The organism is Rhodococcus sp. P3_B8 (assembly GCF_056402775.1).
Window position 1 is genome coordinate 1 of the sequence record NZ_JBFUGT010000250.1, and the last position, 9,879, is coordinate 9,879.

9 protein-coding genes are annotated in these 9,879 nt (G+C 68.5%); 1 reads left to right on the plus strand and 8 read right to left on the minus strand.

Annotation, left to right across the window (positions count from 1 at the left end):
• The 6 genes from AC1D1G_RS35750 to AC1D1G_RS35775 all read right to left on the minus strand — a co-directional run.
• Positions 1-270 (minus strand): sirohydrochlorin chelatase (locus tag AC1D1G_RS35750; protein ID WP_477955811.1); only part of this gene is annotated, 270 nt, incomplete at its 3' end.
• Complete coding sequence (locus AC1D1G_RS35755; RefSeq protein WP_105413145.1) at positions 267-1,424, minus strand: uroporphyrinogen-III synthase; 1,158 nt, start codon at positions 1,422-1,424, stop codon at positions 267-269. The genes AC1D1G_RS35750 and AC1D1G_RS35755, both read right to left, overlap by 4 nt.
• Entirely contained in the window at positions 1,421-1,822 is a 402-nt protein-coding gene (gene nirD, locus AC1D1G_RS35760; protein WP_280781654.1) for a nitrite reductase small subunit NirD, read from the minus strand. The genes AC1D1G_RS35755 and nirD overlap by 4 nt, the downstream gene beginning before the upstream one ends.
• Before the next feature lie 81 nt (positions 1,823-1,903).
• Positions 1,904-4,414, minus strand: a complete 2,511-nt coding sequence (gene nirB, locus AC1D1G_RS35765; protein ID WP_280781653.1) for a nitrite reductase large subunit NirB — start codon at positions 4,412-4,414, stop codon at positions 1,904-1,906.
• 52 nt (positions 4,415-4,466) lie between these two features.
• Positions 4,467-5,879 (minus strand): MFS transporter, encoded by a 1,413-nt coding sequence (locus AC1D1G_RS35770; RefSeq protein WP_477955814.1) that lies wholly within the window; start codon positions 5,877-5,879, stop codon positions 4,467-4,469.
• A 131-nt stretch (positions 5,880-6,010) separates the two neighbouring features.
• Positions 6,011-7,261, minus strand: a complete 1,251-nt coding sequence (locus AC1D1G_RS35775; RefSeq protein ID WP_280781652.1) for a CynX/NimT family MFS transporter — start codon at positions 7,259-7,261, stop codon at positions 6,011-6,013.
• An 11-nt stretch (positions 7,262-7,272) separates the two neighbouring features.
• On the opposite strand from AC1D1G_RS35775, the gene AC1D1G_RS35780 reads away from it, so the two are divergent.
• Entirely contained in the window at positions 7,273-7,938 is a 666-nt protein-coding gene (locus tag AC1D1G_RS35780) for a FadR/GntR family transcriptional regulator (RefSeq protein ID WP_477955816.1), read from the plus strand.
• Here the strand turns inward: AC1D1G_RS35780 and AC1D1G_RS35785 are convergent.
• Both AC1D1G_RS35785 and moeZ read right to left on the minus strand, forming a co-directional pair.
• Positions 7,935-8,789, minus strand: a complete 855-nt coding sequence (locus AC1D1G_RS35785; RefSeq protein WP_280781650.1) for a TIGR02569 family protein — start codon at positions 8,787-8,789, stop codon at positions 7,935-7,937. The two genes, AC1D1G_RS35780 and AC1D1G_RS35785, sit on opposite strands and share 4 nt — an antisense overlap.
• A gap of 82 nt (positions 8,790-8,871) precedes the next feature.
• The coding region (gene moeZ, locus AC1D1G_RS35790; protein ID WP_477955818.1) for an adenylyltransferase/sulfurtransferase MoeZ at positions 8,872-9,879 on the minus strand (1,008 nt) is incomplete at its 5' end.

Below are 9,879 nucleotides of genomic sequence, written 5' to 3' on the forward strand. Positions count from 1 at the left end.
CACGGCCACCGAGGGGTGACCACTGTCCGCGACTTCCCGCGGAACATCGGTGTGGACGTGGTAGCCGGACGCGAGGAACGCCGGGACCACGACGGCGGGCCCGGTGATGTCGCGGAGCACCTCGGCCGGTGAGGGCCCGAGAACGTCCACGAAGGACACCCGGGTGGGTCCGACCTGCTCGGCGACGGCGTCGGCGAGCGCGGCGATCATCTCCACGCCCCGGGGACTCCGCGTGCCGTGTGCCACCAGTACCAGTGCTGTCTCGTTCATTGCTGTCCCTCCTCACGTGAATCGACGCAGTCGACGGGGTCGAGAGCGAGGCGGTATCCCCGCTTGACCACCGTCTGGACGGCTTTCGGTGCGCCCAGGGACGCCCGCAGCCTCGCCACGGCCGTCTCCACGGCGTGGGTGTCGCCACCACCACCGGGCAGCGCCGCGAGCAGTTCGTCCCGGGGTACGACCCGGCCGGGCCTGGCGCCGAGCGTGCGCATCAGCGACATCGCGGCGGGGGGCAGCTGCCGCACCTCGCCGTCGACGACGACGCAGCCGCCGCGGATGCTCAGTTCGTGTCCGGCGGTCTGGATCTTGTTCGCCCGCCTCGGCAGTTCGTCGGCGATGTGCCGCGCGAGGGCACCCAGCCGCGAGCGCGCCGGCGTCGTCGTCGGCACCTCGAGTTCGCGCAGCGGTCCCGCGGTCACCGGCCCCACACAGGCCGCGAGGACTCGGTGCCGGAACGAGTGCAGCACCATCTCGATCATTCCGGTCTCCTTGGCGCGGGTCAGCAGCGAGGCGACCGCCGGTGCGCTGGTGAAGCTGACCGCGTCGAGGCCGCCGGAGGCGATCAGTTCGATCATCCGGTCCATCGGGGCCTGGTCCTCGAGCGGTGTCCACCGGTAGACGGGGACGGCGATCACGTCGGCGCCCGCGCAGCGGAGCACCTCGCAGAAGTCCGCGACGGGCTCCCATTCCGTGGTGGCACCGTGCAGCTGGACCGCGATGCGCTTGCCTTCGACGCCCTCACCGAGCAGGTGATCGAGCACCTCGGCCGACGACTCCGAGGCGGGTGACCACTCTTCCCGCAGGTCCGCGGCCCGGATCGCGCCCTTCGCCTTGGGTCCGCGGGCCAGCAGGCGGCTCGACGCCAGTGCGCGGCCCAGCTCCTCCGCTTCGCCCCAGCCGTCCGCGGCCTCCATCCAGCCGCGGAAGCCGATCCCCGTCGTCGCGACGACGATCTCCGGCGGGTTGTCGATGATCTGGCGCGTGACGCGCTCGAGTTCCGTGTCGTCGGCCAGCGGGATGATGCGGATGGCCGGGGCGTGCACCACGGTGGCACCGCGCCGCGTCAGCAGCGTGGCGAATTCTTCCGCACGCCGGGACGCCGTGATTCCGATCGTGAATCCGCACAGCGGCGTGTCGTCGTTCACGCGTTCGTGCTGTGAACCTGGACGACGCCGGCCCACACCCGCACGTCGTACACGGGCAACCACACCGACTCGTCGTCGAGGCAGCGTCCGTCGACCAGCGAGAACACCTGCTTGAGCAGCGGCGACGCCACGGTGGGCTCGCCGGCCCGGTCACCAACGAGGCCGCGGGACATCACGGCCGCGCGCCCGAACGGGTCGATGTTGCCCACGGCGCGCAGCGTTCCGTCCTCGAGCAGGAACAGTGCCACCTGCTCCCCGCCTCGCAGCAGTACCGCCACCCCGAGACCGGGAATCAGCTGGCTGAGCGGGCACGCGGACGTCCATTCGAGACGGCCTGACTGGACGCTTTCACGCCTGGTTCCACTGGCACTGTGCACGTTCATGTCGACGACGGTCATCACAGTCCTCCTTCGGGCTGGTGTGTATCCGTGCTTGGATACATCGTTCGGGGTCGGTGTTTCCGCAGCGTTAAGTGGGGATTACTCCGGTGTAGAAGCTGCGAATTTCGGCATTCCCATCAACACGGGGACCTTTCGGACGCCCGTGTCGTCGAACGAGACGGTCGGATCGGCTTCCTCGGGCGCGTTGACGAACGACACGAACCGCGACAGCTTCTCCGGGTCCTCGAGCACGCCCGCCCACTCGTCCTTGTATCCCAGAACGTGCTTGGCCATGGCCGCCTCGAGGTCGGCGGCGATGCCCAGGCTGTCCTCGCACACCACGGCCTTGAGGTGGTCGAGCCCGCCTTCGAGGGAGTCGACCCACGGCGCGGTGCGCTGAAGACGATCCGCGGTGCGGATGTAGAACATGAGGTACCGGTCGATGTAGCGGACCAGGGTCTCGTCGTCGAGCCCACCGGCGAGCAGCTGGGCGTGCTTCGGGGACTGGCCGCCGTTGCCGCCGACGTACAGGTTCCAGCCGTTCTCGGTGGCGATGACGCCGACGTCCTTGCCGCGTGCCTCGGCGCATTCGCGGGCGCAACCCGAGACACCGAACTTGAGCTTGTGCGGGGACCGCAGGCCCCGGTACCGGTTCTCCAGGTCGACCGCCATGCCGACGGAGTCCTGCACGCCGTATCGGCACCAGGTGGATCCGACGCAGCTCTTCACGGTGCGCAGCGACTTGCCGTAGGCCTGACCGGACTCCATGCCCGCGTCGACGAGTCGCTTCCAGATCGCGGGTAGCTGTTCGACGCGGGCGCCGAACAGGTCGATGCGCTGACCGCCGGTGACCTTGGTGTAGAGGCCGAAGTCGCGGGCCACCTCGCCGATGACGATGAGCTGTTCGGGCGTGCATTCGCCGCCGGGCATCCGCGGCACCACCGAGTAGGTGCCGTTCTTCTGGATGTTGGCGAGGAAGTGGTCGTTCGTGTCCTGCAGGCCCGCCTGGTTGCGGTGCAGGATGTGATCCGAGTCGGTGGACGCCAGGATCGATGCGACGACGGGCTTGCAGATGTCGCAGCCCGACCCCTTCCCGTACTTCGAGATGAGCGCGGAGAACGTGCGCGTGTCGGTGGCCTGCACGATCTCGAACAGTTCGGCGCGGGACTGCTCGAAGTGCTCGCACAGCGCCTTGGACATCACCACGCCGGACGACGCGAGGAGCTGCTTGATCGTCGGCAGGCAGCCGCCGCACGTCGTTCCGGCGTTGGTGCAGCTCTTGACCTGCGCGATGTCGCAGGCACCGTCGGCGATGGCCCCGCAGATGGAACCCTTGGTGACGCCGTTGCAGGAGCACACCTCGGCGTCGTCGGGCAGGGAGCCGGCGCCGGGCTTCTCCCCCGCCGGTGAGATGAGCGAGGCCGGATCGCCCGGCAGTTCACGGCCGACGAGCGGGCGCAGCGACGCGTATGCGGACGCGTCGCCGACGAGGATGCCGCCGAGCAGCGTCTTCGCGTCGTCGGACACCACCAGCTTGGCGTAGGTGCCCTTGGCGGCGTCGCTGAGGACCACCTCCAGGGCGCCGGGGGTCTGAGCGTGCGCGTCGCCGAAGCTGGCGACGTCCACACCCATCAGCTTGAGCTTGGTGGACAGGTCGGCGCCCGGGAACTCCGCCGCCCCGCCGAGCAACCGGTCCGCGACGATCTCCGCGGTGGTGTAGCCGGGTGCGACGAGGCCGTAGCACCGTCCCTCCACCGCGGCGCACTCGCCGACCGCGTAGATGTTCTCGTCCGACGTGCGGCAGCCGAGGTCCGTGATAATCCCGCCCCGCTCGCCGACCTCGAGTCCGGCGTCGCGGGCCAGCTGGTCCTGCGGCCGCACACCCGCGGAGAACACCAGCAGCGCGGCCTCGATCACCGAACCGTCGGACAGTTCGACGCTGATCCCGTCCGGACCCTCGGTGATGCCTGCGGTGCCGACACCCGTGTGGACGGTGAGACCCAGGTCGGTGACCAGGTTGGCGAGCAGCGCTCCACCGCCCTCGTCCACCTGCAGGGGCATCAGCCGGGGTGCGAACTCGACGACGTGCGGTGTCATGCCCATCAATTTGAGGGCGTTCGCGGCCTCGAGTCCGAGCAGACCACCGCCGACGACGACACCGACGGCGCCGGGACCGGCCGCGTCGGCCCGCTTCCGGATGCCGTCGAGGTCGTCGAGCGTGCGGTAGACGAAGCACTCCGGCCGGTCGTGCCCGGGGATCGGCGGCACGAACGGGTATGAACCGGTGGCCATCACGAGAGCGTCGTACGCGACGACCTCGCCCGAATCGGTGGTGACCTTGCGGGACTCCCGATCGATGGTCGCGGCCCGGCGGCCGATCCGGAGATCGACGAGAGCGTCGTCCGGGTAGTCGTTGCCCGCGAGCGCAAGCTCCTTGGGGTCCCACGCCCCCACGTAGGAGGACAGTCCCACCCGGTCGTACGCGGGGAGGGGCTCCTCGCAGAGCACCGTCACCGACCAGTCGTCCGACTCGTCGCGCGCACGCAACGCCTCGACGAATCGATGTCCGACCATTCCGTGTCCGATGACCACTGCTGACTTGCGGCTCATGCCGTCGCTCCTTCTAGCTGAATTACTCGAGTTCATGCGGTATTGCGTGAGGTCACGCCGATACCGACACCTTTTCGTCGTCGCCGTCGGAGACGGTGAGCCCACGGGTGACGGACGGGCGGCGCAGGAAGACGAACCAGGTGACGAAGATGCAGGCGATGTAGAAGGCGAGGAACACCCAGAACGCCATGGTCGCCGACTTCGCGGTGCCGCCGTAGGACGCGCGCAGCACCAGGTTGATGCCGACGCCGCCGAGGCCACCGATGGCGCCTGCGAACCCGATGAGCGCGCCGGACATCGCCCGCGACCACGCCGCCTTGGCGTCCCGGCTCAATCCCTCGAGTCCCTGCGCCTTGGCCTCGAAGATCGACGGAATCATCTTGTAGACCGAGCCGTTGCCGATGCCCGCCAGCAGGATGAGGGTGATGAAGCCGAACACGAACGCCACCAGCACTCCGGCCGTGGCCGCGCCGGGCGTGCCGTCGTCGATGGTCCCCGCGGTGACCAGCACTGCGGCGGCGAGCGCCATGGCGACGAACGTGTACAGCGTGATCTTGCCGCCGCCGATGCGGTCGGCGAGCTTGCCGCCCATCGGCCGCGCGATGGAGCCGAGCAGCGGTCCGATGAAGGCGATCTGGGCGGCGTGCAGCGCGGCCGCGGCGGGGGTGGCGCCGCCGGCGAGGAAGTTGATCTGCAGCACCTGGCCGAACGCGAAGCTGAAGCCGATGAACGAGCCGAACGTGCCGATGTAGAGGAAGCTGATGACCCACGAGTCGGAGAACTTCAGCGCCTTGGCCATCGACCGGAGATCGGACTTCTGGTTGCCGAGGTTGTCCATGAACATGGCGGCGCCGACCGCGGCGACGGCGATGAAGACCAGGTAGACGGCGCAGACGATCCACGGCTCCGTGTTACCCAGGGTGGCGATCACGAGCAGGCCGATCACCTGGATCATCGGGACGCCGATGTTGCCGCCGCCTGCGTTGAGGCCGAGCGCCCAGCCCTTGAGGCGCTGCGGGTAGAACGCGTTGATGTTGGTCATCGACGAGGCGAAGTTGCCGCCGCCGACGCCGGCGAGGGCGGCCACGAGGATGAACGTCGTGTAGGACGCGCCGGGGTTCATCATCAGGTACAGCGTGAACAGCGTCGGCACGAGCAGGACGAGGGCACTGAAGACGGTCCAGTTGCGGCCGCCGAAGCGGGCCGTCGCCACCGTGTACGGGATCCGCAGAATCGAGCCGACGAGGGTCGGGACCGCGACGAGGAAGAACTTGCCCGCCGCGTCGATGCCGTAGATGTCGGTCGGCATGAACAGGACCATGACGGACCAGATCGACCAGACGGAGAAGCCGACGTGCTCAGCGACTACCGACCAGATCAGGTTCCGCTTGGCGATGTCCTTGCCGCCCGCCTCCCAGGCGTCGACGTCTTCCGCGTCCCAGTGCTCGATGTAGTGCTTCTTCACCCGGGCCTCCTCGTTGTGTGGGAGACCCAAAGGTAGAAAACCGGTGTTGCGGCGGTGCTGCGGTCGGTGACCGCAACGTCAACTGATCCTCACTTTTCAGCTAGGCCGATGTGAGGTTTCCTGCATGTTTCCTAGACGTGTCGAAGAGCGTCCTGCGGCTCCGAATCGACGTGCCAGCTGTCCTCGAGCATGCGCGGCTTGCATGCCTGGAACGCTGCGATGAGGAGGATCACCACGCCGCACGTCAAGAAACCGAACGACAGGGTCCACCCGCCGGAGGCATCGTGGAACACGCCGAACAGTAACGGACCGAGGCACGCGACGGCGTAACCCACACCCTGGGTGAAACCGGACAGCGTCGCCGAGCCGAGATGGCTGCGCGTGCGGAGATTGATCAGTGTCAGCGACATCGGGAACGTGCTGGGCCCGAGCCCGAGCAGCACGATCCACAGGATCGGCGCGCTCATCGGGGCGAGCAGGAGTCCGCTGAAGGAGACGAGGTAGCAGACCGCGCACCCGATCACGATCGGGAACGGGTTGCGCATACGCGCGCACAGCGTGGGGGCGCCGAACGCCGCGACGAGTCCCATGAACGAGAACAGTCCCACCATGGCACCGCCGAACGCCTCACTCGCGCCGGCGTCGGACAGGATGTCGGGAATCCAGGTGAACATCGAGTACGTGATCATCGACGTCATCCCGAACATGCCGGCCATTCCCCAGCCGACGGGCGATCGCCAGGCCTTCCCGTGGGGACGCTCGGCCGGAACGTCCGCCGGCGGCTGCGCCGTCACGACCACGGCGCGACGTCGTTCGCGGGCGAGGAGGAAGATCCACGGGACCGCCGCGGCGAAGCCGAGGAGCGCCCACACGCCGATCGAGAACCGCCAGCCGAATGCCTCGGCGAGCGGGACGGCCACGAAGGCGGGCGCGATGGTGCCGAGCTGCACGCCGACGATGTACACCGAGCTCATCACGGCCAGCCGGTCGGAGAAGTAACGCTTGACGAGCGGCGGAATCACCACGTTGCCGATTCCCATGCCTGCCAGCGCGAGCGCCGACAGTGCCAGCAGTGACCAGGTGTCGCTCATCAGGGCTCTCGTGAGCATGCCGACCGCGGCCATCAGCATCGCGACGAGGGCGGTCCGTTCCAGGCCCCACCGCTTGGCGATGAGCGGCGTCCCCAGTCCGAACAGCGCGAACATCGCCGTCGGCACCATTCCGAACACCCCGACGACCGTCGGCGAGAATCCGATGTCCTCCCGGATCTGCGAGGCAAGCGGGGTGAACGAGGTGACCGCCAGCCTCAGCACGAGAGCAGACATGGCGATCGCACAGAAGACGAGGAGGCGGCCGCGTAGAAGAGTCACAAGAGAAATCATAGGATGACAGGATGACCTTTGGAAAACCAGTGCGCCGCTCGAGTCTGATCTCACAGGTCACCGAGCAGCTGCGCGACGAGATCTGCAGTGGTCGGTGGGCGGTCGGCGCGAAGATCCCCACCGAGACCGCGCTGTCCGAACTCACCGGAACGGGACGCAACACTGTCCGCGAGGCGGTGCAGGCCCTCGTCCACACCGGCCTGCTCGAACGGCGGCAGGGATCCGGCACGTACGTCGTCGCCACCTCTGACGTCGGGGGCACACTCGGCAAGTACTTCGCCGGCGCACACGAGCGCGACGTCACGGAACTGCGGCAGGCGCTCGACGTCACCGCCGCCGCGCTCGCCGCCCGGCGCCGCACCCCGGACGACGTCGCACGCATGCAGAGCCTCCTCGACGAGCGCTCCCGGTGCTGGGCCGAATCCGACACGGAGGCCGCCGTCGCGGCGGACGTGAGCCTGCACCGCGCGATCGTCGAAGCGAGCCACAACGCCGTGTACCTGGAGTTCTACGACTCGCTTCTGCCCTCGATCGCCCAGACCGTCGACCGGCACGTCCACGCGACCGGTGTCGGGTTCCACGACGAGCACGGGCGTCTGATCCAGGCGGTGGTCGACGGGGACGAGGCTGCCGCGACCACGGCCGCCCGCGATCTGTTCGCGGAGCTGCTCACCTAGAGCAGGAGGCGTACCACGTCGGCCGTGCGGGCAAGTCCGGGAAACGCCTCCGCGGTCGAGCGTGGGTGCAGCACGTGGACGGCGAGCCTGAACAGCACCGCACGCAGGAGCATTTGCGGCCATTCGGGCAGATCTTCCCAACGGCCGATGAGGGCCTCGTCGGCTCCACCCCAGGAAATGGCATCCACCACGGCCACCGCCGCCGCCCACGACGCGGGACGCCAGTACGGAGTGATGTCGGTGATCCCGGGCGCGAGGGCACCGGCGAACAGGACGGTGCCGAACAGGTCTCCGTGCACCAGCTGGTCCGGGCCCGTGACGGGCTTGCGCAGCGTCGCGAGTCCGGTGATCAGTTCCAGGCTCTTGCGACCGTCGGGGGACGGCGTCTCGAGCTGTTCCGCACCCTTCGCGCTGCGCAGCGGGATCTTCTCCCAGGCGGCGCGATCCGCAGCCACGAACACGTCGACCTCGGCCCACGGCGCAACCGGGGGCTGCACGAGGAACCGGGGACGGTCGAGCTGCGAGGTGGCGGCGTGAAGCCGCCCCGACATCGACACGACCTCGTCGTGACGCGGTTCGGGCGTGCCCTCGATGAACGTGTCGGCCCGCCACCCGGACACCACATACCGGCCGTCGGTGGACCGCACAGGACGCGCGAGCCGCACCCCGTCCACCTCCAGCGTCTCGCGGATCTTGGCGGACCACGCGGCGCGCGCGTGGTCGGCGACGGCTGACAGGACTACGTCTCCACAGAGCCACCCGCCGTCCCAGTCCGCACCGAGTGGGATGGGCTCGACTTCCCGGAGGCCGAACGTGGAGCACACGTGTTGAGGGGGTTGGCCTGTGCTCACGGACTCAACGCTACCGCCGGGTGGGCCGGTGACACTGCAAGGCGCGCTGGCCCGGGGACGGGCAATCACGCCACGACGAAGGTCAGTAGACGGGCAGGCTGGTGTCCACCTGTTTCGCCCACGCGATCACGCCGCCCTGCAGATGTGTGGCGTCGGAGAAGCCGGCCTTCTTCAGCGCGGCCAGCGCTTCCGCCGAGCGGACGCCGGTCTTGCAGTGCAGCACGATCGGCTTGTTCTGCGGAAGCTCCGACAGCGCCTCCCCCGACAGGATCCGGTCCTTGGGGATCAGCACGGCACCGGGCAGGTGGACGATGTCCCACTCGACCGGCTCGCGCACGTCGATCAGTTCGATCTCCTTGCCGGAGTCGAGGAGATCACGCAGCTCCGTGGCCGTGATGGTCGAACCGGCCGCCGCCGCCTGACCCTCGTCGGACACCACGCCGCAGAACGCGTCGTAGTCGATCAGTTCGGTGACCGGGGTCCGCGCCGGATCCCGGCGCAACGTGATGGTGCGGTAGGTCATGTCCAGTGCGTCGTAGACCATCAGCCGTCCGAGCAGCGACTCCCCGATGCCGGTGATCAACTTGACCGCCTCGGTGGCCATGATCGAACCGATCGACGCGCAGAGCACACCGAGCACACCGCCCTCGGCGCACGACGGCACCATGCCCGGCGGGGGCGCCTCCGGGTACAGGTCCCGGTAGTTGAGTCCGCGACCGTTCGGCGCATCCTCCCAGAACACGGACGCCTGGCCCTCGAATCGGTAGATCGAGCCCCACACGTACGGCTTGTGCGCGAGGACGGCGGCGTCGTTGACGAGATACCGGGTGGCGAAGTTGTCGGTGCCGTCGAGGATCAGGTCGTACTGCTCGAACAGTTCCACGGCGTTGTCGGGCTCGAGCCGGAACTCGTGCAACCGGACGTCGACGTTGTCGTTGATCTCGCGGATCGAGTCGCGCGCACTCTCGGCCTTCGGACGGCCCACGTCGGACCGGCCGTGGATCACCTGCCGCTGCAGGTTCGACATGTCGACCTCGTCGAACTCGACGATGCCGAGCGTCCCCACACCCGCCGCCGCCAGGTACAGCAG

What these genes read in the sequence shown, in the direction of transcription:
- nirD (WP_280781654.1), bottom strand. Translation starts at nt 1,822, where the DNA reads ATGACCGTCGTCGACATGAACGTGCACAGTGCCAGTGGAACCAGGCGT.
- nirB (WP_280781653.1), bottom strand. Translation starts at nt 4,414, where the DNA reads ATGAGCCGCAAGTCAGCAGTGGTCATCGGACACGGAATGGTCGGACAT.
- AC1D1G_RS35775 (WP_280781652.1), bottom strand. Translation starts at nt 7,261, where the DNA reads ATGATTTCTCTTGTGACTCTTCTACGCGGCCGCCTCCTCGTCTTCTGT.
- AC1D1G_RS35780 (WP_477955816.1), top strand. Translation starts at nt 7,273, where the DNA reads ATGACCTTTGGAAAACCAGTGCGCCGCTCGAGTCTGATCTCACAGGTC.